The organism is Actinacidiphila acididurans (genome assembly GCF_016918855.1).
Taxonomy (GTDB): Bacteria; Actinomycetota; Actinomycetes; order Streptomycetales; family Streptomycetaceae; genus Actinacidiphila; species Actinacidiphila acididurans.
Window position 1 is genome coordinate 101,583 of record NZ_JADKYB010000021.1, and the last position, 26,184, is coordinate 127,766.

Annotated in this window: 20 protein-coding genes and 3 tRNA genes; 7 read left to right on the plus strand and 16 right to left on the minus strand. The window is 72.5% G+C overall.

The window, feature by feature from the left end; translation table 11 throughout:
• Positions 1-297 precede the first annotated feature (297 nt).
• Together bldC and ITX44_RS31235 are read right to left on the minus strand one after the other, a co-directional pair.
• The gene (bldC, locus tag ITX44_RS31230; protein WP_003949541.1) at positions 298-504 is read right to left on the minus strand and encodes a developmental transcriptional regulator BldC; all 207 of its coding nucleotides are present in this window, start codon (positions 502-504) and stop codon (positions 298-300) included.
• 475 nt (positions 505-979) lie between these two features.
• Positions 980-1,825, minus strand: a complete 846-nt coding sequence (locus ITX44_RS31235; RefSeq protein ID WP_205361465.1) for a DUF8083 family protein — start codon at positions 1,823-1,825, stop codon at positions 980-982.
• Positions 1,826-1,983: 158 nt separating this feature from the next.
• Here ITX44_RS31235 and ITX44_RS31240 point away from each other — a divergent pair, with 158 nt between their 5' ends.
• Both ITX44_RS31240 and ITX44_RS31245 read left to right on the plus strand, forming a co-directional pair.
• Complete coding sequence (locus tag ITX44_RS31240; protein WP_205361467.1) at positions 1,984-3,114, plus strand: Leu/Phe/Val dehydrogenase; 1,131 nt, start codon at positions 1,984-1,986, stop codon at positions 3,112-3,114.
• A gap of 428 nt (positions 3,115-3,542) precedes the next feature.
• Entirely contained in the window at positions 3,543-3,803 is a 261-nt protein-coding gene (locus tag ITX44_RS31245; protein WP_205361469.1) for a DUF3073 domain-containing protein, read from the plus strand.
• A gap of 114 nt (positions 3,804-3,917) precedes the next feature.
• Here ITX44_RS31245 and purM read toward each other — a convergent pair whose 3' ends face one another.
• From purM to purS, 7 genes are all read right to left on the minus strand, one after another.
• Positions 3,918-4,985 (minus strand): phosphoribosylformylglycinamidine cyclo-ligase, encoded by a 1,068-nt coding sequence (purM, locus tag ITX44_RS31250; RefSeq protein WP_205361471.1) that lies wholly within the window; start codon positions 4,983-4,985, stop codon positions 3,918-3,920.
• A gap of 142 nt (positions 4,986-5,127) precedes the next feature.
• A complete protein-coding gene (gene purF, locus ITX44_RS31255) occupies positions 5,128-6,744 on the minus strand; it encodes an amidophosphoribosyltransferase (RefSeq protein ID WP_372441047.1) in 1,617 nt (538 codons plus the stop codon).
• A gap of 129 nt (positions 6,745-6,873) precedes the next feature.
• Positions 6,874-7,677: a maleylpyruvate isomerase family mycothiol-dependent enzyme gene (locus tag ITX44_RS31260; RefSeq protein ID WP_205361474.1), complete on the minus strand. Its 804-nt coding sequence runs from the start codon at positions 7,675-7,677 to the stop codon at positions 6,874-6,876.
• 57 nt (positions 7,678-7,734) lie between these two features.
• Positions 7,735-8,103 (minus strand): effector-associated constant component EACC1, encoded by a 369-nt coding sequence (locus tag ITX44_RS31265; protein ID WP_205361476.1) that lies wholly within the window; start codon positions 8,101-8,103, stop codon positions 7,735-7,737.
• Positions 8,104-8,677: 574 nt separating this feature from the next.
• Positions 8,678-10,927: a phosphoribosylformylglycinamidine synthase subunit PurL gene (gene purL / locus ITX44_RS31270; RefSeq protein WP_205361478.1), complete on the minus strand. Its 2,250-nt coding sequence runs from the start codon at positions 10,925-10,927 to the stop codon at positions 8,678-8,680.
• Positions 10,924-11,625, minus strand: a complete 702-nt coding sequence (gene purQ / locus ITX44_RS31275) for a phosphoribosylformylglycinamidine synthase subunit PurQ (protein WP_205361480.1) — start codon at positions 11,623-11,625, stop codon at positions 10,924-10,926. The genes purL and purQ overlap by 4 nt, the downstream gene beginning before the upstream one ends.
• Positions 11,622-11,867 (minus strand): phosphoribosylformylglycinamidine synthase subunit PurS, encoded by a 246-nt coding sequence (gene purS / locus ITX44_RS31280; protein ID WP_205361485.1) that lies wholly within the window; start codon positions 11,865-11,867, stop codon positions 11,622-11,624. Before purS ends, purQ begins: the two co-directional genes overlap by 4 nt.
• Positions 11,868-12,217: 350 nt before the next feature.
• Here purS and ITX44_RS31285 point away from each other — a divergent pair, with 350 nt between their 5' ends.
• The 4 genes from ITX44_RS31285 to ITX44_RS31300 all read left to right on the plus strand — a co-directional run bounded on the left by ITX44_RS31285 (position 12,218) and on the right by ITX44_RS31300 (position 13,173).
• Positions 12,218-12,535 (plus strand): histone-like nucleoid-structuring protein Lsr2, encoded by a 318-nt coding sequence (locus ITX44_RS31285; protein WP_205361486.1) that lies wholly within the window; start codon positions 12,218-12,220, stop codon positions 12,533-12,535.
• A 229-nt stretch (positions 12,536-12,764) separates the two neighbouring features.
• Positions 12,765-12,836 (plus strand) — tRNA-Gly (locus ITX44_RS31290).
• A 30-nt stretch (positions 12,837-12,866) separates the two neighbouring features.
• Positions 12,867-12,942, plus strand: a tRNA-Gly gene (locus ITX44_RS31295).
• 155 nt (positions 12,943-13,097) lie between these two features.
• Positions 13,098-13,173 (plus strand) — tRNA-Gly (locus ITX44_RS31300).
• A 76-nt stretch (positions 13,174-13,249) separates the two neighbouring features.
• Here the strand turns inward: ITX44_RS31300 and ITX44_RS31305 are convergent.
• From ITX44_RS31305 to purD, 6 genes are all read right to left on the minus strand, one after another.
• On the minus strand, positions 13,250-14,170 hold the full coding sequence (locus ITX44_RS31305) for a phosphoribosylaminoimidazolesuccinocarboxamide synthase (protein WP_205361487.1): 921 nt from the start codon (positions 14,168-14,170) through the stop codon (positions 13,250-13,252).
• A gap of 136 nt (positions 14,171-14,306) precedes the next feature.
• Positions 14,307-15,791, minus strand: a complete 1,485-nt coding sequence (locus ITX44_RS31310) for a N,N-dimethylformamidase beta subunit family domain-containing protein (RefSeq protein WP_205361488.1) — start codon at positions 15,789-15,791, stop codon at positions 14,307-14,309.
• 271 nt (positions 15,792-16,062) lie between these two features.
• Positions 16,063-19,422, minus strand: coding sequence for an NACHT domain-containing protein (locus ITX44_RS31315; protein ID WP_205361490.1), 3,360 nt, complete (start codon positions 19,420-19,422; stop codon positions 16,063-16,065).
• A gap of 121 nt (positions 19,423-19,543) precedes the next feature.
• Positions 19,544-20,920: an SMI1/KNR4 family protein gene (locus ITX44_RS31320; protein ID WP_205361493.1), complete on the minus strand. Its 1,377-nt coding sequence runs from the start codon at positions 20,918-20,920 to the stop codon at positions 19,544-19,546.
• A gap of 66 nt (positions 20,921-20,986) precedes the next feature.
• On the minus strand, positions 20,987-22,612 hold the full coding sequence (locus ITX44_RS31325; protein ID WP_205361495.1) for a hypothetical protein: 1,626 nt from the start codon (positions 22,610-22,612) through the stop codon (positions 20,987-20,989).
• A 571-nt stretch (positions 22,613-23,183) separates the two neighbouring features.
• On the minus strand, positions 23,184-24,434 hold the full coding sequence (gene purD, locus ITX44_RS31330; RefSeq protein WP_205361497.1) for a phosphoribosylamine--glycine ligase: 1,251 nt from the start codon (positions 24,432-24,434) through the stop codon (positions 23,184-23,186).
• Positions 24,435-24,639: 205 nt separating this feature from the next.
• On the opposite strand from purD, the gene ITX44_RS31335 reads away from it, so the two are divergent.
• A complete protein-coding gene (locus ITX44_RS31335; protein ID WP_205361499.1) occupies positions 24,640-25,374 on the plus strand; it encodes an SLATT domain-containing protein in 735 nt (244 codons plus the stop codon).
• Positions 25,375-25,472: 98 nt separating this feature from the next.
• On the opposite strand, the gene ITX44_RS31340 is transcribed toward ITX44_RS31335, so the two are convergent.
• Positions 25,473-26,129: a putative DNA-mimic protein gene (locus tag ITX44_RS31340; protein WP_205361500.1), complete on the minus strand. Its 657-nt coding sequence runs from the start codon at positions 26,127-26,129 to the stop codon at positions 25,473-25,475.
• Between the last annotated feature and the right edge of the window lie 55 nt (positions 26,130-26,184).

The window sequence follows — 26,184 nt, forward strand, 5'->3', positions numbered from 1 at the left end:
GGCACCCTCCTGTCCCAACCGTCCCAGTCACGTCCAGCGCGGCACATTCACGGCACCCCGGAGAGCACCCGGAGCGCGGAAACGATCGCCTCGGGCATCGAGATGACACAGAGACGGCACAGAAAAGACCGCATCGGACCCGGCGGAGTCCGATGCGGTCAAGGTCACTTCTGGCCGGTTTCCCGGCGGAACCGGAGGCGTCCTGGAGGGGGCGAGGAGGCCGCCGGAGGGCGTTGTCGAGGGGTGGGGGCCCCGCGAAACCGCCCGGACGTGCTGTGAAGAGCTGTGAAGAGCTTGTCAGGCCTCGCTGCGCTGCTGCGGAATGCCCGCCAGCAGCGCGCGGACCTCCGCCTCGCGGTACCGGCGGTGCCCGCCGAGCGTGCGGATGGACGTGAGCTTGCCGGCCTTGGCCCAGCGCGTGACCGTCTTCGGGTCGACGCGGAACATGGTCGCGACCTCGGCAGGGGTAAGCAACGGCTCGGCATCAGGGGTGCGAGCGGTCATGAGCGGCCTCCTTGAGAGAACCGAACCAACGCGGTTCTTTCCTCTGAATTCTGCACCTTGGCCCCCGTTGCCCGAAATGGCGGACGAGGGCCGAGTCGGTAATAGGACGAACGGCTTGTCCTCGGCACTACAACTACACCATCCGTCCAGCCGCGTCGGCCAAACCGATGGATTTGCCCTCTCAGGTGTTCAACCTCGACGGAAGCCGATGGACCATGCCATAGCGGACAGTCACCCCAACGTGACGATCAGTCACAGCACGATCATCTGCCACATCCCCACCTTCGATACGAGCCCGAGGCGGACCCGATGTCCCATTTTGGCATGACACATGGTGATGCAAGCAAGAGATCGGTCACGTGCTCTGCGTCACCCTTGGGCCACAGCCCCCACCTGTCAACGACACGCCACATCTCTCAACAACAGAAGCGTCCGTCACTTCGGAAGTGTCACAGTGCGGGGCGAACCGCCCGGATCAGCTCGAGAACTGCAGTTCGCGGACCGCGCGCCAGCGCTCGGTGAGCCGGTCGTAGGCCGTGCCGGCCCGCTCGCTGTCGCCCGAACGCAGCGCCGCCAGCGCCTCGGTCATGTCCGCGGCCGAGCAGTCCGCGGCCAGCCGGTCCGGGCCGAGGGTGTGCACCAGCCCGCCGTAGTCGAGTTCGACCAGCGAGCGCGGGTGGAACTCCTCCAGCCAGCGCCCCACGTCGATCAGCCCGTCGATCAGCGGGCCCTCCTCCAGGGTGTCCTTGAGCACCCGAAGCCCGCGCGCCACCCGCCGCCTGGCCTGCACCATCGGGGTGCGGTAGCGCAGCAGCGGCTCCTTGGACTCCCCCGCGCCCGCCGGCTCGTACTCCCGCTCCTCGGCGGACACCAGGACGAACCACCCCGACGGCACATGCCAGGTGGCCGATCTGATCCATGGCCGGGCGTCCGGATTGCGTTCCCGCCACGCCTCGTGGTCCGCCGCGGCCTGGCGGCGCACCACCGGCGGCAGCATCGCGTCGAGCACCGACTCGGGCAGCAGCCCGGCGACCTGTTCCAGCGCCAGCCAGCCGCGCAGCCGGGTGCGCCACGGGCAGATGTGGGTCACCCCGCCGACCACCGCCACGAAGGCGTCGCGGCTCTCGTGCACCGGCACGGCCACCGGCGGCACCGGCACCAGATCGGCCAGGGACTGCCGCAGTTCGTCCTGTGCGGTCCTGACACGGCCCGCCGCGGCATATCGGTTCCAGTGGCTGCGTTCGGGCTCGGGAAAGGCCGCCAGCGGCTCGTACACCCGCAGATACGCCGTGTACGGGACCAGTACCGGTGAACCGCCCACACCCGCTCCCTCGCCCGCTGTGCCGCCCCTCCCGATCGTCCCACGCGTCGATACGGTGCGGAGGTGATCCCGGCCACCCGCCGCAGGGCCTAGTGTGATGACCGTCGAGCCCTCCGCCACCCTTACGGGGGGCGAGACGACACACGGACCACTGGACCATGGGAGTCACCACCGTGACCGCTGTATCCGATGTACCGGGAAGTTCTGTCGCCAAGCTGTTCCGATCGGAGCAGGGCGGACATGAACAGGTCGTCCTCTGCCAGGACCGCGCCACCGGCCTGAAGGCCGTCATCGCGATCCACTCCACCGCCCTGGGCCCCGCCCTGGGCGGCACCCGCTTCCACGCCTACGCCTCCGACGACGAGGCCGTCGAGGACGCCATCAACCTCTCGCGCGGCATGTCGTACAAGAACGCACTGGCCGGCCTTGACCTCGGTGGCGGCAAGGCCGTCATCATCGGGGACCCCGACACCCTCAAGACCGAGGAACTGCTGCTGGCCTACGGCCGCTGCGTGGCCGCGCTCGGCGGCCGGTACGTCACCGCCTGCGATGTCGGCACCTATGTCGCGGACATGGACGTCGTCGCCCGCGAGAACCCCTGGACCACCGGTCGCTCCCCCGAGCAGGGCGGCGCCGGCGACTCCTCCGTGCTGACCGCCTTCGGCGTCTTCCAGGGCATGCGCGCCGCGGCCGCCACCCAGTGGGGCGACCCGTCGCTGCGCGGCCGCCGGGTCGGCGTGGCCGGCGTCGGCAAGGTCGGCCACCTGCTGGTCGAGCACCTGCTGGCGGACGGCGCCGAGGTCGTCGTCACCGACGTGCGGGCCGGCGCGGTACAGCGCGTGCTGGACCGCCACCCCGGGGTGACCGCGGTCGCCGACACCGCGGCACTGGTCCGTACTCCCCTGGACGTGTACGCGCCCTGCGCGCTCGGCGGCGCGCTGGACGACGTGACGGTGCCCGCCCTGACCGCCACCGTGGTGTGCGGCGCGGCCAACAACCAGCTCGCCCACCCGGGCGTGGAGAAGGACCTCGCCGACCGCGGGATCCTCTACGCGCCGGACTACGTGGTGAACTCCGGCGGCGTCATCCAGGTCGCCGACGAGCTGCACGGCTTCGACTTCGAGCGGGCCAAGGCCAAGGCGACCCGGATCCACGACACCACTCTGGCCATTTTCGAGCGGGCCAAGGTGGACGGAGTGCCGCCGGCGGTGGCCGCGGACCGGCTGGCCGAGCAGCGCATCGCCGACCGCACCCCGGCCGACCGGTGGCTGCGGCCCGAGGTCTCCTGAAGCCGCTGCGAGGTCTCCCGAAGCCGCCTCCTGAACCCCACGGAACCCGACGGAACCGGACCGGGCGCAGCCGCGTCGAACCGGCGTCGGAGCCGCCCGGACCCCCGGTACCCGTGGGGCCCGGGACGGCTTGCGGGAAGCGTGCGACCGCCCTTGCGGAACAGGTTCGCAACGATTCACGTGACCGATAGCACGACCCGATAGCAACTTCGCGCTAGAAGAAGGTAAAATCGGGTCTGACCAGGAACGACGGGGCCGCCAAAAAGCCCTGCTCCGACGCGCGTCGTGCGGGCGACGTACCGTGCGGCGTCGGAAGCAGGTACCGTTGAGGCCCTACGGACCGGTCTTCCGCCCGGGAGGCCGCTCCGGTTCATGAACGCGTGTCAAGACTCGGGGCCGTCGAGCCCCGCCGTTGAGGGGGTCGAGCCATGGGGCGCGGCCGGGCCAAGGCCAAGCAGACGAAGGTCGCCCGCCAGCTGAAGTACAACAGCGGCGGCACGGATCTCCACCGTCTGGCCGAAGAGCTGGGCGCATCGTCTGCAAGGCCGGTTAACCAGCCTGTCGACGACGATGACGACGAAGTCGACGAGGACCCGTACGCTCAGTACGCGGACCTGTACAACGACGATGAGGACGACGAGGACGAGGACCAGGACCGGTCCCCCTCCTCGCAGCGCCGCCGCGCTTGACGCCGTAGACCGTCGACCCGGTCCGGGGGCCACCCCGGACCGGGTTTCGTCGCTGTGGTCGTCACCGTGGTGGTCATTGCCATGGCAGCGGCGCCCGGGTGCACGGACCGCCGGTCAGCTCGCGTAGTCGCCGGTCAGCTCCACCGCCGGGGTGTCGCTTCCGCCTGCCGTGACGTCGCCGGCCACCCAGGCCTCGACGCCGCGGTCGGCCAGCACGGACAGCGCGACGTCCACCGACTCCGGCGGCACCACCGCGACCATGCCGACGCCCATGTTGAGCGTCTTCTCCAGCTCCGGCCGGGCGACCGCGCCGAGTTCGCCGACGGTGGTGAAGACCGGCGCGGGCTGCCAGGTGCCGCGGTCGATGCCGACGTGCAGGCCGTCCGGGATCACCCGGGCGAGATTGGCGGCCAGCCCGCCGCCGGTGACGTGCGCGAAGGCGTGCACCTCGGTGGTGCGGGTGAGCGCCAGGCAGTCCAGCGAGTAGATCCGGGTGGGCTCCAGCAGTTCCTCGCCGAGGGTGCGGCCGAACTCCGGGACGTGCCGGTCCAGGGCCCAGCCGGCCCGCTCGAAGAGGACGTGCCGCACCAGGCTGTACCCGTTCGAGTGAAGTCCGGACGCCTCCATGGCGATCACCACGTCACCATTTCGGATGAGGTCGGCGCCCAGCAGTGCGCCAGCCTCGACCACCCCGGTGCCGGCCCCGGCGACGTCGAACTCGTCGGCGCCCAGCAGCCCCGGGTGCTCCGCGGTCTCGCCGCCGATCAGCGCGCAGCCGGCCAGTACGCAGCCCTCGGCGATGCCCTTGACGATCGCCGCCACCCGCTCCGGGTGGACCTTGCCGACGCAGATGTAGTCGGTCATGAACAGCGGCTCGGCCCCGCACACCACCAGGTCGTCCACGACCATGCCCACCAGGTCGTGCCCGATGGTGTCGTAGACGCCCATGCGGCGGGCGATGTCGACCTTGGTGCCGACGCCGTCGGTCGCGGAGGCCAGCAGCGGGCGCTCGTACCGCTTCAGCGCGGAGGCGTCGAACAGCCCGGCGAAGCCGCCGAGGCCGCCGATCACCTCGGGGCGCCCGGCCTTGCGCACCCACTCCTTCATGAGGGTGACGGCGCGGTCGCCGGCCTCGATGTCGACGCCGGCGGCGGCGTAGCTGGCACCGGGGGTTTCGGACATGGCAGGCACTTCCGGTCGGTTCGGTTCGGGGTCTGATCGAGGTGCGGCTGGGGCCGGGCAGGGCGTCGGGTTCCGGGGGCGGCGGCCGGCCGGGCGGTTCACCCGGGCCGGTCGTACGCGTCACGTGCCGGCGCGCGTCCCGCTACGGGCGGCGCAGCGCGTCGGCGGCGTCCGCGCCCCCGGCCAGCTCGGTCTCCAGCAGCTGCTTGCCCAGCAGCTCGGGGTCGGGCAGCTCCATCGGGTACTCCCCGTCGAAGCAGGCCCGGCACAGGTTGTCCTTGGGGATCGTGGTGGCCTCGACCATGGCGTCGATCGAGATGTACGCCAGCGAGTCCGCGCCCAGCGACTGGCCGATCTCCTCGACACCCATGCCGTTGGCGATCAGCTCGGCGCGGGTGGCGAAGTCGATGCCGAAGAAGCAGGGCCACTTCACCGGCGGCGAGGAGATCCGTACGTGCACCTCGGCCGCGCCGGCCTCGCGCAGCATCCGCACCAGGGCGCGCTGGGTGTTGCCGCGGACGATGGAGTCGTCCACCACGACCAGCCGCTTGCCGCGGATGACCTCTTTGAGCGGGTTGAGCTTGAGCCGGATGCCGAGCTGCCGGATGGTCTGCGAGGGCTGGATGAAGGTGCGGCCCACGTAGGAGTTCTTCACCAGGCCCGAGCCGTACGGGATGCCGCTGGCCTCGGCGTAGCCGACCGCCGCCGGGGTGCCCGACTCCGGCGTCGGTATCACCAGGTCGGCGTCGGCCGGGGCCTCCTTGGCGAGGCGGCGGCCCATCTCGACCCGGGAGAGGTAGACGTTGCGGCCCGCGATGTCGGTGTCGGGGCGGGCGAGGTAGACGTACTCGAAGACGCAGCCCTTGGGCCGGGCGGCGGCGAACCGGGAGCTGCGCACTCCCTGCTCGTCGATCGCGATCAGCTCGCCGGCCTCGATCTCGCGGACGAAGGAGGCGCCGACGATGTCCAGGGCGGCGGTCTCGGAGGCGATCACCCAGCCGCGCTCCAGGCGGCCGAGCACCAGCGGGCGGATGCCCTGCGGGTCGCGGGCGGCGTAGAGGGTGTGCTCGTCCATGAAGACCAGGCTGAAGGCGCCGCGGACCTTGGGCAGCACCAGGGGCGCGGCTTCCTCGACCGACAGCGGGGTGCCGTCCTCGGCGACCTGCCCGGCCAGCAGGGCGGTCACCAGGTCGGTGTCGTTGGTCGCGGCGACCTTGGTGGCGCGGCCGGGGCCCTGCGGGAGTTCGGCGACCATCTCGGCGAGCTGGACGGTGTTCACCAGGTTGCCGTTGTGGCCGAGCGCGATCGAGCCGTTGGCGGTGGCCCGGAAAGTGGGCTGGGCGTTCTCCCACACCGAGGCGCCGGTCGTCGAGTAGCGGGCGTGCCCGACCGCGATGTGGCCGGTCAGCGAGACCAGCGAGGTCTCGTCGAAGACCTGGGAAACCAGGCCCATGTCCTTGAAGACCAGGATTTGCGAGCCGTTGCTCACCGCGATGCCCGCGGACTCCTGGCCGCGGTGCTGCAGCGCGTACAGCCCGAAGTAGGTGAGTTTGGCGACCTCTTCACCGGGGGCCCAGACACCGAACACGCCGCAGGCGTCCTGGGGGCCCTTCTCGCCGGGGAGCAGGTCGTGGCTGAGTCGTCCGTCACCACGCACGTCCTTGAGTCTAGGGCAGGAATGCCCGTCGACCGAACGAGGGACCCTTCGATTCTGCGGTTCTATGCGCGTAGTGCCTTGCGGGGCAAGGGACTGTGACATACGCCCCGCTGACAGCGGAGCAATTTTGCCCCGATTCGGCGGGGTGTTTTCGCCGAACGGGAGGCGTCCGGCGGGTTCCCGCCGGGTGTCGCGCGAAGTGCGGTCCGGGCGGCGGCCGACGGGATCCGGTCAGCTCATCACCGGCAGATACGGCGACAGGTCCGCGCGTTCCCCGCTCGCCGAGACCGCCGCGTCCTGCCGGGCCGACGCCCAGCCGGTGCGGCCGGTGGCGAGCCGGATCCAGGTCAGCGGGTCGGTCTCCACCACGTTCGGCGGGGTGCCGCGGGTGTGCCGGGGGCCCTGGACGCACTGGACGGCCGCGTACGGCGGAACGCGCACCTCCACCGAGTTGCCGGGGGCCTTGACCGCGAGGGCGTCCGCCAGCAGCCGTACGACCGCGGCCAGCGCCTGCTTGTCCAGGGGCACGTCCCGCCCGGTGGCCCGGGCCAGGTCGTCGCTGTGCACGACCAGCTCCACCAGCCGGGTCACCGTGAAGTCCAGCGCCCGCATCGCGCCGAAGACGTGCGGCACGATCCGGTCCGCCCGCAGCGCCTCCTGCTCCTGCGCCGCGAGCCCCTCGGCGGCCGCCGCGAGCGCGGCCACCACGTCCGGCGTGCGCGCGGCCGTCTCCCGGGTGCCGGCGTCCAGCTCGTCCGCGATCCCGGCGGTCGACAGCGCCCACGTGCTCAGTCCGGTCACCGCCGTCCCGGCCGGCGGCGCCGGTTCGGCGAGCACCACGCGCACGACGTCGACCTGCCGCACCAGATGCGCGACCAGCATCCGCACGTCCCAGCCCGGCAGCCCGCTGGGCCGCGTCCATTCCTCGTCGGTCAGCTCCGCGACGGCCGCGCGCACCTGCCCCACCTGCGCGACGAGCGCCGCCCACACCCGCCCGCCGTCGTACGCCCGCTCCCGCCGCTTCGCACCCGCCATGGCCGCAGCCTAACCGGCACCTGTGACAGTGCCGTTGTTACCGGATCCCGGGGCCGGTCAGGGGTGGTGCGCGGTGCCGGGGGGCGGCGGCGCGGCGAGGGCGGCCAGCAGCAGCCGCACGGAGTCGTCGGAGCCGTCCGGGACGGTCACCGAGCGGCCGTCGGACATGCGCGTGAAGGTGAAGCCGGCCGCGCGGCGCGGGCGGGCCCGGTGCCAGGAGGCGTACGCCATGGTGAGGTTCGCGACGGCCACGGAGTGGGTGAGGACCAGGTCGATGACCTCGGACCCGACCGCCGGACCGAGGGGCGGGTCGCCGCGGACGAGCCGGATCTCCTCGGGCGCGTCCTCTTCCGCGCGCAGCCAGTGGTAGAGCTCGCGCAGTTCGCGGGCCCCGTCCTGGTCCACCGCCCGGATCTGCAGCCGCACCCGCGCACTCCCCCGTGTCCACACCGTACGAACAATGCGCCGAGGCGGCGCGGTCGCACGGATGCTGCCACAGCGCGGAGCCGATGCGGGAGACCGTTCGGCAATGCTGCCGGTGGGCCGGAAGATCCGCGGCCGGGGCGGCACCCGGAATGCGGACAACGGCGGCAGCCGCCCCCGTACCCCCGTACCGGGGGCGGCGGCCACGTTCGCACCGCAGTCTGGTTCCGGCCGGTCACCGGCACAACACGCTTCGAACACGGTCGCATTGTGGGCAGGAGTGCCGGACCGTCCGGGCCGCCGCCGCGCCCGGGTCCGGGTCCGCCCGCGCCCGGCCGCCGGATCGGGGCAGCAGGGCCGACCTGCCGGAAAGCGGATTCTGCCGCGTCCTGCCGCCTGCCGCCGTGCCCGGCACGACGTCAGGGCCGCCCCGGGAGCTTCCGGGGCGGCCCTGACGTGTACGGCCCTTTGCCGGGGCTGATTCAGGCCGGCGGTTCAGGCCGGCGGTTCAGGCGGCCCGTATTCAGGCCGGCGGTTCAGGCCGGCGGTTCAGCCGGCCCGTATTCAGGCCGGCGGTTCAGGCCAGCAGTGCCGGGATCGTCGCCTCGTGCGCCGCCCGCAGTTCGGCCAGCGGCAGCGAGAACTCGCCCTGCACCTCGATCGCGTCGCCGTCGATCACCCCGATCCGGGTGGCCGGCAGGCCGCGCGCGCCGCACATGTCGGTGAAGCGCATCTCCTCCGAGCGCGGCACCGCGACGACGGCCCGGCCCGCGGACTCCGAGAAGAGGAAGGTGAAGGCGTCCAGCCCGTCCGGCACCACCAGGCGCGCGCCGAGCCCGCCGCGCAGGCAGGACTCGGTGACCGCCTGGACCAGGCCGCCGTCGGACAGGTCGTGCGCGGCGTCGATCATGCCGTCCCGGGAGGCCGAGATCAGGATCTCCGCCAGCAGCTTCTCCCGCTCCAGGTCCACCGCCGGCGGCAGCCCGCCGAGGTGGTCGTGCACGACCTGCGACCAGGCCGAGCCGCCGAACTCCTCGCGGGTGTCGCCCAGCAGGTAGACGAGCTGGCCGGGGTCCTTGAAGGCCATCGGGGTGCGGCGGGCCACGTCGTCGATGACGCCGAGCACGGCGACGACCGGCGTCGGGTGGATCGCGGTCTCACCGGTCTGGTTGTACAGCGAGACGTTGCCGCCGGTCACCGGGGTGCCCAGGGCCAGGCAGCCGTCGGCGAGCCCGCGGGTGGCCTCGGCGAACTGCCACATCACCGCCGGGTCCTCCGGCGAGCCGAAGTTGAGGCAGTCGGAGACGGCCAGCGGCCGGGCCCCGGTGGCGGCCACGTTGCGGTACGCCTCGGCGAGCGCGAGCTGCGCGCCCGCGTACGGGTCGAGCTTGGCGTACCGGCCGTTGCCGTCGGTGGCGACCGCGACCCCGAGCCCGGTCTCCTCGTCGATCCGGATCAGCCCGGAGTCCTCCGGCTGCGCCAGCACGGTGTTGCCCTGCACGAACCGGTCGTACTGGTCGGTGATCCACTCCTTGGACGCCTGGTTGGGCGAGCCCACCAGCGCCAGCACCTGCTCGCGCAGCTCGTCGGCGCTCACCGGGCGGGGCAGCGCGCCGGCGTCGTCGGCCTGGAGGGTGTCCTGCCAGTCGGGACGGGCGAAGGGGCGGTGGTACGTCGGCCCCTCGTGCGCCACCGACCGCGGCGGCACGTCCACGATCTGCTCGCCGTGCCAGGTGATCTCCAGCCGGACGCCGTCGGTGACCTCACCGATGTCGGTGGCGATCACGTCCCACTTCTCGCAGATCTCCAGGAAGCGGTCGACCTTGTCCGGCTCGACGATCGCGCACATGCGCTCCTGCGACTCGCTCATGAGGATCTCCTCCGGCGAGAGCGTCGCGTCGCGCAGCGGCACCCGGTCCAGCTCGATCCGCATCCCGCCGGAGCCGGCCGAGGCCAGTTCGGAGGTCGCGCAGGACAGCCCGGCGCCGCCGAGGTCCTGGATGCCGGTGACCAGCTTCTCCCGGAACAGCTCCAGGGTGCACTCGATGAGCAGCTTCTCCTGGAACGGGTCGCCGACCTGCACGGCGGGGCGCCGGGACGGGCCGGTCGCGTCGAAGGTCTCCGAGGCCAGCACCGACACGCCGCCGATGCCGTCGCCGCCGGTCCGGGCGCCGTACAGGATCACCCTGTTGCCGGACCCGGAGGCCTTGGCCAGGTGGATGTCCTCGTGCTTCATCACGCCCACGCACAGGGCGTTGACCAGCGGGTTGCCCTGGTAGCAGGGGTCGAAGACGACCTCGCCGCCGATGTTGGGCAGGCCCAGGCAGTTGCCGTAGCCGCCGATGCCGGCCACGACGCCGGGCAGTACCCGCTTGGTGTCGGGGTGACCGGCCGCGCCGAACCGCAGCGGGTCCATGACGGCGACCGGGCGGGCGCCCATCGCCAGGATGTCGCGCACGATGCCGCCGACGCCGGTGGCCGCGCCCTGGTAGGGCTCGATGTACGAGGGGTGGTTGTGCGACTCGATCTTGAAGGTGACCGCGTAGCCCTGGCCGACGTCGACCACGCCCGCGTTCTCGCCGATCCCGACCAGCAGCGCGTCGGTGCGCGGGGCCTTCTCGCCGAACTGCTTCAGGTGCACCTTGCTCGACTTGTACGAGCAGTGCTCCGACCACATGACCGAGTACATGGCCAGTTCCGCCCCGGTCGGGCGGCGGCCCAGGATCTCCCGGATGCGCTGGTACTCGTCCTCCTTGAGCCCCAGCTCCTTCCAGGGCTGCCCCGTCTCGGGCGTCTGTTCCGCCTGCTTGACGGTATCCAGGCTCATACCGAAACCAGTCCCTTGAGTACCGAGGTGAAGAAGGCCAGGCCGTCCCGGCGGCCGGTGCCGATCAGCGACTCGACCGCGTGCTCCGGGTGCGGCATGAGGCCGACCACGTTGCCGGCCGCGTTGCTGATGCCCGCGATGTCGCGCAGCGAGCCGTTGGGGTTGCCGTAGCCGTCGGCGACCGGGCCGGCCGCGTACCGGAAGACCACCCGGCCCTCGGCCTCCAGCTCGTCCAGGGTGCGCGGGTCGGCGGTGTAGCGGCCGTCGATGTTCTTCAGCGGGATGGAGATCTCCTGGCCCGCGGTGAAGTCGCCGGTCCAGGCGGTGCCGCTGGTCTCGACCCGCAGCCGCTGGTCCCGGCACACGAAGTGCAGCCCGGTGTTGCGCAGCATGGCGCCGGGCAGCAGGTGCGCCTCGGTGAGCACCTGGAAACCGTTGCAGATGCCGAGAACCGGCATTCCGCCCTTCGCCTGCTCGATGATCGTTTCCATCATGGGCGAGAAACGCGAGATCGCGCCGGCCCGCAGATAGTCGCCGTAACTGAAGCCACCGGGCAGAACCACCGCGTCGACCTGCCGCAGGTCCTTGTCGCGGTGCCACAGGGCTACGGGCTCGGCGCCCGCCAGCCGCACCGCGCGCTGGGTGTCGCGGTCGTCGAGCGTGCCGGGGAATGTGACGACGCCAATGCGCGCTGTCACGACTCCACCTTTACATTGAAGTCCTCGATCACGGTGTTGGCGAGAAAGGTTTCCGCCATCTCCCGAATGCGGGCGAGGGCGGCGTCGTCGACCGGACCGTCGACCTCCAGCTCGAACCGCTTTCCCTGACGTACGTCGGAGATCCCGGTGTAGCCCAGCCGCGGCAGTGCGCGCTGGACCGCCTGGCCCTGGGGGTCGAGGATCTCCGGCTTCAGCATGACGTCGACTACGACGCGTGCCACTGGCGCTCCCGGTGGTGTGGTGCGTGAGGTTCTGCCAGCGTACCCGGTGACGAAATCTACGCGGGTAGATATAGGTGGCGTCGCCACGCATCGTTCGTAGTGGGCGGATCACGTTTATGTATCGGCTGACGAAATGCTTGGGAGAACGCAGCGGAAAATCATAGGGTCCCCGTGCGGTGACGCTTGCCCGGCGCCCCCCGCGGGAATTAACAGCGACAACGGGCGCCCCACGTCCCCATTTCGTGACATCCGACAAATGAAAACTTGTCGACAGCGACTGCACCAGTCGGCTCGGCCGTCCCCACCGGGGTCGCTGGCGGCAGCCGGTGCTGTGAGAAAGGACCGATCCTATGGCGCAACGCGTACTGGTCACCCTCGCCGACGATCTGGACGGCGGCGTAGCCGCGGAAACCATCGCTTTCGGCGTCGACGGGCAGTGGTACGAGATCGACCTCTCGGCCGAGAACGCGGACAAGTTGCGCAACGACCTGGCCCCCTACGTGGAGGCCGGGCGCCGCCGCACCCTCTCCGGGCGCGCCTACAAGCGCACCCCCATTGCCCCGACCCCCGCCACGGTGCGGGCCTGGGCGCAGTCGAACGGTTTCGAAGTGCCGGCCCGCGGCCGGATCCCCAAGAAGGTGTACGAGGCGTTCAACAAGGCGAGCTGAACGGTACGTGAGTGTCCGGCGCGGTTCCCGGGAGGTGCCCGGGGGCCGCGCCGGACGGCTGTCGGGCAGGTGTGCGGGCGGCGGCCGGGAGGTGCCGGGAGGCCGACCACGAGCTTGGCCACCGGCCGACCACCAGCCGATTGGACAGCCACCCCCACTCTTCCGCTAATGTGTGGATCACGCCGCCGACGGGGGGCCGGGAAACCGGAAAGCCCAGGTCAGCGAACGTGCGGGTGTAGCTCAGTAGTAGAGCGCCCCCCTTCCAGGGGGGAGGGGCAGTGTGCAATTCCTGTCACCCGCTCTGGTCACTGATACAGTGATCGCAGTGCATGCGGACGTGGCTCAGTTGGTAGAGCATCACCTTGCCAAGGTGAGGGTCGCGAGTTCGAATCTCGTCGTCCGCTCCATAGAGGGGAAGCCCCCGGCCGGAAGGCCGGGGGCTTCTTCGTGTTGCCACCACTTCTGGACCTACTGCCGCTGCCGGGTCCGGCGTCCGGGGGGCGCGCCGCGACAAACGGTTTCGGGGTTCGCGCGGCCATCGGGTACAGTGTCTGCACGGCCTGCGGACGTGGCTCAGTTGGTAGAGCATCACCTTGCCAAGGTGAGGGTCGCGAGTTCGAATCTCGTCGTCCGCTCCAGAAGATGGAGGCCCCGGTCATTCCGACCGGGGCCTTTGTCGTTGGCGCGGGGCCGTACGGGCCCCGCGGCCGCGGGTCAGTGCCAGGGGGAGCCGGTGAGCCGCTCGTAGGCCTCGGTGTACCGGGCCCGGGTGCGCTCCACGACCTCGAGCGGCAGCGGCGGGGGCGGCTGTTCGGCCGCGCGGTCCCAGCCGGAGGCCGGCGAGGTGAGCCAGTCGCGGACGATCTGCTTGTCGAAGGACGGCTGCGGAATGCCGGGCGACCACTGGTCGGCCGGCCAGTAGCGCGAGGAGTCCGAGGTGAGCACCTCGTCGGCCAGCACCAGGCGCTCGCCCGCGCCCTCCCCGGCGGCCGGGTCGGTGCCGAACTCGAACTTCGTGTCGGCCAGGATCAGTCCGCGGTCGCGCGCCACCTCCCGGGCCCGGGAGTAGACCGCGATCGTGGTCTGCCGCAGCTCCGCGGCCGTCTCGGTGCCCACCAGCCGGGCCACTTCCTCGTACGACACGTTCTCGTCGTGCTCGCCGACCTCCGCCTTGGTGGCCGGGGTGAAGATCGGCGCGGGCAGCTCCGAGCCGTCCACCAGGCCGTCGGGCAGGGCCAGTCCGCACACCGTGCGGTCCCGTTCGTACTCCTTCAGCCCGGAACCGGTCAGATAGCCGCGGGCCACGCACTCCACCGGGATCATCCGCAGCGGCCGGCACACCATGGTGCGGCCCGCCCAGTCGGCCGGGGCGCCCTCGGGCACCTCGGTGGAGATCACATGGTTCGGCACCAGGTCGGCGAGCTGGTCGAACCACCACACCGAGAGCTGGGTCAGCACCCGGCCCTTGTCGGGGATCACCGTGGGCAGCACCCAGTCGTACGCCGAGATGCGGTCGCTGGCCACCATCACCAGCTCCCCCGCACCGTTGCGGTACAGGTCGCGCACCTTCCCGGTGTGCAGGTGCTCCAGGCCTGGCACCTGCACTGGCTCGGGCTTGTCGACGAATCCGGACACGGTCGGCCTCCCACTTGTGGTTCGGCTCCCGATTCTCGCGCACCTCGGCGTCCCGAGCGCGTCCGGGTACGGCGGGCCTGTGGAAAACCCCGCGGGAGGGTGAGGGCCGGTCACCGGCTGCGGACCGCCGGTGCGCTCAGTCCCGTTTGCAGATCCGGTCCAGCAGGTTCGCGGTGGCCCGCTGGATGCGGGAGTCCACGTGGCCGGGCCGGTCCAGCGCCGGCGACCAGGCGAAGGTGCCGGACGCGAACACGTACGCGCCGCTGGGCGCCCGGTAGAGCGAGGTCTCCTGGTGGGCGCGGCGGCCGTCACCGGTGTCGTACGGCGAGTGGGCGAGCAGCACGCGTTCGGTGAAGTCCGGCAGCGGGGTGCGCGGGAAGTAGCGGTCGGCCTCCCCCGCGACCAGCCCGGGGATCGCCTCGCCCTCGGCCGCCCCGGAGTCCTCCCACAGCCAGTGGTCCGCGTTGCGCACCACCAGGGGCGAGGGCCGCGGCACCCGCCCGGCGTACTGCACCCCCAGCAGCAGTTGCTCCGGCTCGCCGCGGTCCCGCCACAGGGCCGTGGTCCGGCCGTCCCCGCGCCGCTTGCGGCAGCTCAGCAGCCGGTCCTGCTCCCCGGCGGGCGACGGCCCCAACTCCACCTGCCAGTACATGGTGTTGGCGGACAGGAACACCAGCGACGTGCCGGCCGCGCGCGCCGCCTCGGCGGCCCGGCGCATCGGCACCGACCAGTACTCGTCGTGCCCGGGGAAGACCAGGCCCCGGTGCCGCGTCGGATCGATCCGCCCGGCGTGCAGGTCGCGCGCGTCGGCGTACGCGAGGTCGTACCCGTAGCGCTCGGCGAACCGGATGAAGTCGTACGCGTGCCCGATGTGCAGCGGCAGCCCGGCGCCGGCGTACGGCCGGTCGAACGACACCGTGGTGGCCGCCTCCTCCTCGCCGAGCAGCCGCCCCTCGGTGTCCCAGGCGTGATAGAGGCTGGCGCCGGTGCGGCCGTCCTCCGGATAGAGGTTGTACGCCTGCCAGGTGACGTCCGGCAGCAGGAGCAGCAGGTCGGCGGTCGGCCCGGTGAAGTCCCGTACGGTGAACGGCACATGGCTGCGGTAGCCGTCGGCGCTGGTCAGCACCGCCACATAGGCGCCCGGTCGCCACGAGGGCGGCACCTGGAGCCGCCAGGACTGCCACCAGTGGTGACAGGACACCGTCCGCCCGGCCGTGAGCGGCGGCTGCTGCGCGATCCCCGCCAGCCGCGGGCTCGCCGTCACCTGGGCGGCGCCGTCCCCGTCGTAGTGCCCGATGCGGTAGACGTCGACGGTGAACTCCTGCGGCGGGGTCACGGTGATCCGGAAGTCCACCGCCTCCCCCGGCGCCACCGCGCCCTTCGACGCGAAGCCCTTGATCTGCCCGCGCACGTCGTCCGCCGTGCACGGCCCCGGGCTGCGCTTGCGCGGCGCCTTGCCGCTGCTCGCCTCCAGGTCCACGTACCACGGCACGCCCTGACCGGAGGTGTCCGCGTACTGCGGGTCCGTGCGCAACCACGGCAACGGCCCCTGCCCGAACGGATCCGCCGCCCCGTGCGCCAGCGCTCCCGACTCCCAGCGCCGTACCTGCCCCGCGCTCATCGCGGCTCCCCTCCCGGCCCCGCCCGCCGTCCGTCCGGTTCGCGCCCGTACGACTCCGGCGACACCCGTCCGTGCCCGTCCAGGTCACGTCGATCGGCGGGTTCCCATGCAATTATGCGTCCGCAAGGGTCAGCACATCACACTCAGCGCTTCCCCGGTCACTGTTCGTGCGGATTGCTGGATATTTTCCGGCCACGCGCGGTCGGATTCAGCAGACACGGTGAGAGGGGGTGGGTTGTGCTCAGGGCGTCCGGTTGCACAAAGGGCGCGCTCAGGGGGTGGGGGTGTGCTCCGGGTCGGGGAGTGAGATGTCGGGGTAGTGCAGGGCGGCGACCCGGTGGATGTGGTAGCGGAGGGCCGGGGGGAGGGCGTCGAAGTCGCAGTCGAGGAGGACGTGGCCGGGGTCCTCGCCGTAGACCTGGCGGGCCAGGCCGTGGTCGTGGACCTTGGTCCAAGCGGACCAGGCGCGGTCGTCGGCCTGGCGCCAGCCCTGGCCGGCTGTTGGCGCAAGGAGCCGGGCGGCCCGGACTGCCAGGGACAGCAACAGGTCGTACGCGCCTTCGGACGGCCGCATCAGAAGCGATGTCAGTGCGACGGGCAGGATGCGCTCGGCGACGGTTGCGTCGTCGGAGTCGAGCCGGGGCTCCAGTCCGACGAGTGCGGAGGCCACCGCTTCCGGAGTAAGGAAGCGCACGTCACGTTCCAGCAGGCTCAGCAGCAACAGGCCGGAATTGCGGGAGCTGTAGCGCTGGACGACGAACAACGAGGCGTAGTCGTACCGCTCCTCCAGCACCGTCGCCGGCGCCCCGACGCCGCCCAACAGCCAGATGCGCAACAGGTCGTGCGCCAACGAGGTTGCCGGCCAGTCGGGCTGGCCCATGAACGTCATCAGTTCCGCTCCCAGGAGCTCGAAGAGCGGCTCAAGGACGTGCAGCATCATCGCGTCATTGGTCCCACCGGAGACGTCCATCTTGCGCCGCACGTCGGGCGCATACGGCCTGGACCAGATCATCCCGGTGCCGGGCTCCGGCCGGCTCCCGGTCACCCAGTACACGTCGACGGGTTCCGGCGGCTCGCCCGGGTCCGCGGCGTGCTCGATCCTCAGTTCGCGGCCGTCTGCCGTCCGGGTGCGCCGCAGCCGCAGGGTCAGCGCGAAGGCCGTCCACTCCGCCTCGTCGAAGGACGACCGCCACAACAGCACGTGACGGTGCCAGTTCTCGGCCGGGTCGTCGGACTCCGGGAAAAGCTCGCCCGCGGTGAAGCCGCCCGTGAGTGCGAGCAGCAAGAGGACCAGGTTCGCCTCGTAGACGCCGTGGCGGGCGGCAGTGGCGCGTAGGGATGGCCGGTAATCGGCGTGGGCGTGCTGGGTGCGTTCGGAGGCTGCAGCGCGGACCTGGACGACGAGATCGGCGAGACGGGCGCGGTCTTCCGGCGGAATGCGGCCGATGCGGGCGCGCACGAAGCGGAACATCTGACGCGACGACAGGGGGACGTACGAAAGCAGCGCGTACAGCAGGTCGTCGTCGGTGCGTGCGGGACCCGAGAAGAGGGCCGAGCGCTGGTCGAGGAGGCGGTGCAGCACGTGGACGGCGAGCCGGACGGCCAGGTACTCGCCGAAGGTGGCGTGCAGGAACTCGTACGTGGCCAGCCGCCGTTCGTCGCGTAATGCCTGGGCGCGCTGGACGAAGAAGAACCGGCCCAGGGCGATGTCGGCCTGGGCGAGGGAACTACGGAAGCCGGACTCGGCGACGGGAGCGGGCCCGAGGAGGGCCGTGAGGTCGGCGTCGAGTTCGTCGGCGGTGACCCACTGACGGCGGCGGTTGAGCATGGCGAAGGCGACCAGGGAGAGGCGTTCGAGTTCCCGCTGCACGCGGGCGTCCAGGTCGCCGGGCCGCAGGGCGGGCTCCGACTTGCCGACCTCGCGGGCGGCGAACGAGGTGAGCAGGTCCTCGTAGAGATCGGCCTCGTCCAACGCGCCTGTGGTGTCGCGCTGGAGGGCGTTCTCGGTGGCGTCGTACAGGGCGAGCATCAGCAGCAGAAGCGGCTGGCCGGCCAGGTCGGGTTGCCTGGCGGCAATGGCGACGGGAAATGGGCGGCGGCCGCTCGTCGCGAAATAGCGCTCATTGGTGCGGTTCCAGATCGTCACCCAGGTGGCGATCTGCTCCTCGCCGAAGGGTTCGAGGCGCAGGGCCACCGAGCCCTCGGGGTAGCGGGCCCGGTCGGCGACCGCGGTCCTGCTCGTCACTATGGCGACGACCGGGCGTCCCTGGTCGGCCTCGCGCTGCTGGAAGTCGGCGATGTCCATCAGGTAGCGGGACTGGCTGACGCCGGTGGCCTGGAGGAGTTCGTCGAAGCCGTCGAAGATGACGACGGGCACCCGGCCGGGAGCCGCCCGGACCAGGTCGGGCCAGGTCGCACGTTCGCCGGTGGCGGCCCTGATCGCGTACTCGATCTGGTCCTGCACTCCCGCCTCGGCCGGCACCTCGCGCAGCACCACGCGGACCGGCAGGAAGCCCGTGGCGGGCAGCCGGGCGGCCAGCACCCTGCTCAGCATGGACTTGCCCGCTCCCGGCTGGCCCAGCACCACCAGGGGCGCGGTCGCCGCCATGGGCGCCGTGAGCGCTCCGGCCAGGTACTCGCCGATGTCCTCGCGCACGTCGGCCTGCGACCACCACCCTTCGTCGGAGGGGCTGCCGCCGTCCGCCCCGCCGACGGTGCGGATCCGGAAGCGCGGGTCGAGATAGGCGTCCGCCACGACCGGCAGGTCCACGCCGGTGGGGACCTCGCCCTCGGCCAGGATCGGCCGGCCCAGCGCGGCCCGGTACGTGGTCTCCAGAGCGGCCGCCACGTCCACGGCGGGCGGCGCCTGCGACAGCCCGGCCAGCAGCGTCTCCACGCCGCTCAGCGCCTCACGTACGGTCGCCCGGGTCGCCTGGTGCTCCACCTGGCCGCTCCAGAAGCCGAATTCGGGGATCTCGGCGGCGAGGCGGGCGTAGGACTCCTGGTAGCGCTCTTTGGCGGCGGCCACGACGTTCTCGCTGAAGGTGTCCGTCATGGCCTGTCGTTGCGTCTCGTCCAGGCGGTCCCACACCGCCAGGCCGTTCAGGAAGCTCAGCAGCCGCGCGGTCAGCGTCCAGTACCAGGTCTGCAGTTCGTCCAGTGCTTCCTCGAACGGCACGTGCGGCGACGGCATCGGCGGCGGGTCGGCGCTCAGCGCGCGCCCCGGATCCCGCCCGGCGTCCTGCGCCGCGTTGCCCGTGCCGGTGGCGAGGGCGACCTGGTCCTGCCGGGTCAGCTCGACCTCGGCCCAGTCGAAGGGCACGTCCGTCTCCTGGACGGCCTCGAAATAGGCGGTGACGACCAGGACGGCGTGGGCCGCCGCGATGCGCTCGGTGCGGGTGGCGCGGTTGTCGTGGCCGAGGGTGCGGCGCAACCGCCCCAGCAGATCGCGGCCGATGCGCAGGACGCGGCCCTGGGCGCCCGCGAGACCGAGGACCGTATCGCTCACGCCCCCGGTGAGCAGGCCCAGCGTCCCGCCCAGCGCCTGGTCGAGGGCGGCGAGCCCGGCGGGGTCACCGCCCAGCAGCACCACCGCGTCGCCGTAACCGATCAGCCGTCGCGCCCTTGCCACGCCCGCTCCCCTCGCCCCCTGTGCGCCATGCCCCCTACAGTTCGTCGCACGGCCGTCTCAGCCTGCCACGGGGGGCCGCGCCTACGACCGGACTCCGCCCGATACGTCACCAGGGCGCCGGCTACTCCCCGAGGCGCCCTTCGAGGGTGGTCCAGGTGATCGGGGGGCGGTCCCAGAGGGCGAGCAGTTCGTTGGCGAGGTCGATCACCGGTAGCGGGTGACGGTCGTTCCGCACCTCGATGGCGGCGGCCGACAGACCGCGCGGCACGGCTCCGGCGTCGAGGAGGACCCGCCAGTCGTCGGGGGCGAGGTTCAGGAACTCCAGCCCGGTCAGCCCGGCGATCTCCAGCGGGTCCGCGAGCGTGCCCGGGTAGGCGCTGAGGGTGCGCAGGCGGGGCAGCCCGAGGACTGCCGCGAGGCTGAACGGCTCGCCGTCCCACACACCGATGCTCAGGACTTCCAGGCCGGGATGGGCGGCGGCTTCGATGCTCTGCAGGCTGACGCGGTTGACGTGTGCGACCGGCGACGGCTCCGTGGAGCGGTCGCCGTACGGTGCGGTCGAGTCCACGTGCATCACCAGGTCGGCGAGGGAGTCGGCGACCAGGCCGGCGCCGACCTTGTCCTCGTGACTCACGTGGATGATCTGCCCGACGTGTCCGCGCGGGCCGGGCGTCAGGTCGACCGCGATACGGCTGCCGTCGGCGTCGCCGAAGACGATCCAGCCGGGCGATCCGACCAGTTGCTGCACCGCGCCGCCGGGCCGGGGCTCAATCGCCTCCATGGCGGCGAACCGCCACGGAGTGAGGCGCGAGCGTGCGTCGGCGACGTACACCTCGTCGAGGGGCAACAGTTCGCAGCCGACCGCCTCGACAACGCGCCACCATGCCTCGTCGCCCTCGCCCCAGTCCTCCCACCGCGCCCGCGTCACCCGGTACAGGGCCTTCAGTTCGTCGGGCAACGCGACACCAAGGCGCGCCTCGGCCGCGGCGATCTCCGCCTCACTCGCGCCTATGGCGTCGGGAAACCGCTCGCGCAGCGCCCGCTCCACCAGCGCCGGATCGGCCGACGGGGCCGGCGCCGCCCCGGGCACCGGATCCGGAAGACGGCGCCAGGGCTCGGGGAGCGCGCCCTCGACGAATATCAGCGCCCCGGGGTGCGGGTCGGCGACGCCGGGCTCCGCCGCGGGACTGCCGTTGATCACATGGAGTACGGCACTGCCGGAGGCCGTGATCTCCGCCGCGTACGCGATGTCGTCGGTGCCCGAGTCGGCGAGCGCGTCCCGTACCCGCTGCACCGCGTCCTTCTCGTCCGGAATGTCGCCGACCCGGGCGGCGGCATGTCCGGGCTGCAGGACCCGCTGAGGCCCGGACGTACTCGAGTAGCCCCGGCCGATCCGGCCCGCCGCATGGCCGCCGGGAACCGCCAGGGTCCCCGCGTTCGAGGCCCACGCCAGCCTCAGCAGCGGCTCCCAGGTGGCGAAGTCATGGATCGAGGACAACGGTGGCCTCCGGTCGGTTCGGTGATCGTGACGACAGCGATTGTCACGGAACCGACCGACAGTGGCTCAGACGCGGCCCAGCCGCAGCGGCTTCTCCGGGTGGACGCCGAGGGCGGTGAGCCAGGCGCGCAAGGGGGCGGGGTCGCCGTTCTCGACCAGGCGCAGGACCGGGAAGGACAGGTCGTTGCGACGGGTGTTGGCGACCATCAGGGTGGGCCCGTCGAGCCAGTCGAGGCCGGCGGCGGCGCCCGCGGTGTCGATGGCGGCGCAGCAGACGGCGGCGGCCACGTGGTCGGCGAGCAGCTCGTGATGGGTACGGCGCGGCAGGAGCTGGTAGACCGGCGCGGGCGCGGCGGGGCGAAGGGGTTCGTCCTGGGCGGCCAGGGCGCTGATCCGGAACGCCAGTTCCTCGCTGCCGCCCGCCGCCAGGCGGTCGATGATGCGGGCGAGCGTGGCGACGCCCTCGGGCTCCTCGCCGAGCAGGACGCTGCCCTTGAGGCGGGCCGGTTCGCGGCCGCGGGCCGGGCCCGGGACGGCGGAAGGTCTTACCTCGTCCAGGACCCGTATGAGACGGGCCGCCTCGCTGCGCCAGATCCGGTCCACCACCTCCTCGGGGTAGCGCGCCCAGGTGACCGGCGCCCATTCCGGGGCGGCCTCGGCGGGCACCCCGTGGAAGATCCCGGCGGCCAGCAGGGACACCGCCTCGTCCACGATGCCGGGCTCCTCCAGCAGGTCGCAGGCGGGGCGCTCGCCGAGCCGGGTCTCGAAGCCGTCGGCGAGCCGGTCGCGCCGGGACAGCTCGGTGAGCGCGGCGACCACGCCCGCGTCCAGCCGGGACGGCCAGCGGCCGGTGCGCCAGGCGGGCAGCGCGACCCGGGTGAGCAGCCGGTCCCAGCCGGCGTAGGCCAGGCCGACCTGTTCCTGGGCGACGATCCGCAGCCCGTAGTCGACGGCCTGGGCACGCTCTGAGGCGGCTGCGGCCACTCCCCGTTCCATTTCCGCCGCATGGGTGCTGCACGCGCGTAGCAGCAGGCGGGCGGACCAGCCGAGGAAGGCGTAGCCGGGGCGCAGCAGCCGGTGTCCCGGGTGGCCGGCCGCCGTCCCGGCCGCCGCGACGCCCGCCGCCGCGTCCAGGCCGCGTACGAAGCGGCGCGCTGCCGCTATCTCCGGATCGGCGGCGGGTCCGGTGCCGGCCACGACCGGGGCGAGCAGCGCGCGCAGTTCGGCCACCCGCATCCACCACAGGAAGGGCGAGCCGATGACCAGCACGGGCGCGGGCGGGGCGGGCTCGCCGGGCCGGGCACGGCGCTCCTCCAGCCAGCTGTCGCAGTCGGGGGTCAGCTCTATGGCGGGCGGCGCGGGCACCTGGAGGCGGTCGGCGAGATCCCGCACCATGCGGTACAGCTCGGGGGCGGCGGATTCGGTGACCGGCACGGTGGGGCTGACCGCCGGTCTGGCCCGTACGATCACCGCGGCGACCCCGGCCGCCACCGCCAGCACGACGAGCGCGACCCCGGTGACCCCCCAGCGCACCGCGTCCCAGCCGGGACCGAGCCGCCCGGACAGGGCGGCACCGTGCAGCACGACGGCGCCGGCCGCGGGCAGCAGCGCCGTGCCCAGCGCGGCGCCGCGGATCCGCAGTACCGCCAGGGCACGGGCCCGCGCGACGCCCTCGCCTGCCTCACCGGCCATCAGCGGTCACCCCCTGCGGTCGCGGCGACCGCCCCTGCGGCGGCCTCCCCCCACTGTCGCACCGCCCACCGACATCGCAATGCCGTACGGCTGATTGCCGCAACGGCCTGCGGCGCGTCCCCGGTGAGCCTGCGGGCACCCTAATTCCGCCGCCCGGCGAGAGTCATCCGTATGGCCTAGCCATCACTCCATGGAGTGGCTCTGACAAAAACTTCGCGAGGGTGACCATGCGGAGTGCGGCTCGCCGGGAGTGCCCCAGCGGGGGCGCGGGGGATCCATGCGAGGTGCGGCTCGCCGCGAGTAGCCAGAGGCGCAGGGCACCGCCTGCGGGCGGCGGCACGCCGGGACTGCCAAGGGGCGCGGGGCTGTAGTCGATATGCGGCTGGCGCCGCGTGGGCGCGACCAGCCCTCCCCCAGAGCCTTCGGCCTGGGAGGCACCCCCACCGTGGCGCGGGTCGCCACCGCCCCAAAGGGGCAGTTGCTGTCGCATCCGGACCACCGGCCGTCAGTGGCTGAGCGCGCAGTTCCCCGCGCCCCTTCGGGGCACTCCGGGCGAACCGCCCACCAATGGCTACCGCCCGGCCGCCTCGAGCGCGATGTCCGTCCGGTGATGGGACCCGTCGAGCCCGATCCGGTCGACGGCCCGATACGCCCGCTCCCGCGCCTTCCCCAGGTCAGGCCCAGTGGCCGTAACAGAGAGCACGCGCCCGCCCGCCGACACCACCCGCCCCTGATCGTCGGCCCGCGTCCCCGCGTGCAGCACGTACGCGTGCTCGTCCTTTTCCGCGACGTCGGCGAGGCCGGTGATGGGGTCACCGGTGCGCGGGGTGTCGGGGTAGTTGTGCGAGGCGATGACGACGGTCACGGCGGCGCCGTCGGTCCAGCGCAGCGCCGGGTGGCCGGCGAGCTGCCCGGTGGCGGCGGCGCGCAGCAGGCCGGCCAGCGGGGTGCGCAGCCGGGCGAGCACCACCTGGGTCTCCGGGTCGCCGAAGCGCGCGTTGAATTCGATGACCCGCACGCCGCGGGAGGTGATGGCCAGCCCGGCGTAGAGGAGGCCGGAGAAGGGGGTACCGCGGCGGCGCATCTCGGCCACGGTGGGCTCCAGCACGGTGCGCTGCACCTCGGCGACGAGGTCGGGGGCGGCCCAGGGCAGCGGCGAGTACGCGCCCATGCCGCCGGTGTTGGGGCCCTGGTCGGCGTCGAGCGCCCGCTTGAAGTCCTGCGCGGGCTGGAGCGGCACCACGGTCTCGCCGTCGGTGACCGCGAACAGCGACACCTCCGGTCCGTCGAGGTATTCCTCGATCACCACCCGGCCGCAGGCCAGCGCATGGGCGCGGGCGGCGTCCAGGTCGGCGGTGACGACCACGCCCTTGCCCGCCGCCAGACCGTCGTCCTTGACGACATAGGGCGGCCCGAAGGCGTCCAGCGCCTCGTCGATCTCCTCAGGGGTGGTGCACACGTACGCGCGGGCGGTCGGCACCCCTGCGGCGGCCATCACGTCCTTGGCGAACGCCTTGGAGCCCTCCAGCGCGGCGGCCTCCCGGGACGGCCCGAAGCAGTCGATGCCGCGGGCGCGTACCGCGTCGGCGACCCCGGCCACCAGGGGCGCCTCGGGGCCGACGATCACCAGGTCGGCGCCCAGGGATTCGGCGAGGTCCGCGACCGCGGCGCCGTCCAGGAGGTCCACCGGGTGCAGCGCGGCCACCTCGGCGATGCCGGCGTTGCCGGGGGCGCAGTGCAGCGCGGTGACGTCGGGGTCGAGGGACAGGGCACGGCACAGGGCGTGTTCGCGGGCGCCGCCACCGATGACGAGGAGCTTCACGCGCACCAGGGTAGTGGCCGCCCGCCGGCCGCCCTTCCTCACTCTTTCGAGCGATCGCGGAAAACAAGGTGCCTCGCCCTATACCTGATCACATGGCCCTTACCGGCCGATACGCCGGGATCGGCGCTCCGTGCTCAGCCGTTCGGCGGTAAGAAGAGAGCTTCACGACACGGGCAGGTGCACGGGGAGCGAGGGAGTGGGCAGTGTGAGCCAGCCGGACGAGTTCGCCGGGGAGGGTCCCGGCCAGGAGCCATTGCGGCGGGCGCTGCACCACCGGCACGAGGACCTGTGGCCGCTGCCCTTCCCGCTGGGCGACTGGGGGGAACCGGCCCGGCGGCTGGCCGAGCTGTACCGGTGGACGGAGGAGGGGGCGCTGCGCACCTGCGAGTGGTATCTGCGCGACCGGGTCTGGAAGCGGCGCGGCGCCCGTGCGCTGCGGGTCGCCGCCGCCGGGTGCGTCACCGTCGGTGTCGGGGTGCCGTTGGTGGGGCTCGCGGCCGGGCAGGCGGGCACGGCGTGGGGGTACGTGGTGCTGTTCGGCGCGGTGGTGTGCCTGGGCCTGGACCGGGTGCTGGGGCTGACCTCGGGCTGGATGCGGGACGTGGCCACGGCGCAGGCGGTGCAGCGGCGTCTGGAGGCGCTGCGCTTCGACTGGGCGGCGGAGAGCGTCCGCGAAGTGCTCGGGCCCACCGAGGGGACGGCCGCGGAGGCCGCCGAGCGCTGCCTGGTCATGCTGCGGCGCTTCACCGAGGAGGTCTCCGACCTGGTCCGGATGGAAACGGTGGACTGGATGGCGGAGTTCGGGGCCGGCGCGGCCGTGCTGCGGGTCCAGTCCGCGGCCCTGGGCGGCCCGCCGGTCGTCGCTGCGGTGCCGCGTCCGGGTCCCCTGGCGCCCCGGCCGAGTATGCCCCGCCAGCGCCCGCCGGAGGGCCCGCGCTGATGCGCCGCGCCGGGCGTACGCACCCGTCGGCTCGGAGCACCATTGCGGCGGCCCGCGCGGGCCGCCGCAATGGTGTCGCGTCGCCGGCTGTCGCGCGGCTAGCTGAAGACGATCATGGAGCCCTGGCCCAGCGACCGGGTGGCGGCGGCGTGCAGGCCGAGCCATACGTGGTGCTCGCGGGCGAAGGGGCCGGTGCCGAAGGAGGCGGAGGGGACGACGGCCGGTTCGTCGAGGTCGGTGTGGCGGTCCGGCGGGGCGGGCGCGGCCGGCGGGTGGACGGGGTCGATGCCGATCGCGGGGGCGACCAGCTCCAGTTCGCGCAGCAGGCCGTGGCTGGAGCCCAACGGGCCGCCGCCGGCGAGCAGTTCGTCGTTGGCGACCGGGTGCGGGAAGTCGAGCGGCACATAGGCGCCGGCGTGGTCGTAGTGCCACACCAGGTGCGAGCGTTGCGCGGCGGACTCGAACATCTCGAGCAACTGCTCGTAGTCGCCGCCCAGGGCGTCGACCGGGGTGACTTCGAGGCCCTGGAGGGTCAGCAGATAGGCGCGGCGCAGGAAGTGCAGCGCGTCGTAGTCGAAGCAGGCGATGGGCGCGACGTCCCCGGACAGGCCCGGCATGTAGCTGTAGACGGGGACGGGCGGCTGCCCGGCGTCGCTCAACGCCTGGTCGTACCGGGCGAGTTCCTCGGAGAACGGATTCTCCGGACTGTGGCAGAGCACGTCCACGAGCGGCACCAGCCACAGGTCACAGGCCACGTACGTCTCTCCGTCCGTCCGGGGAACCGGCCCTCCGATGGGCCGGGGCGTCAAG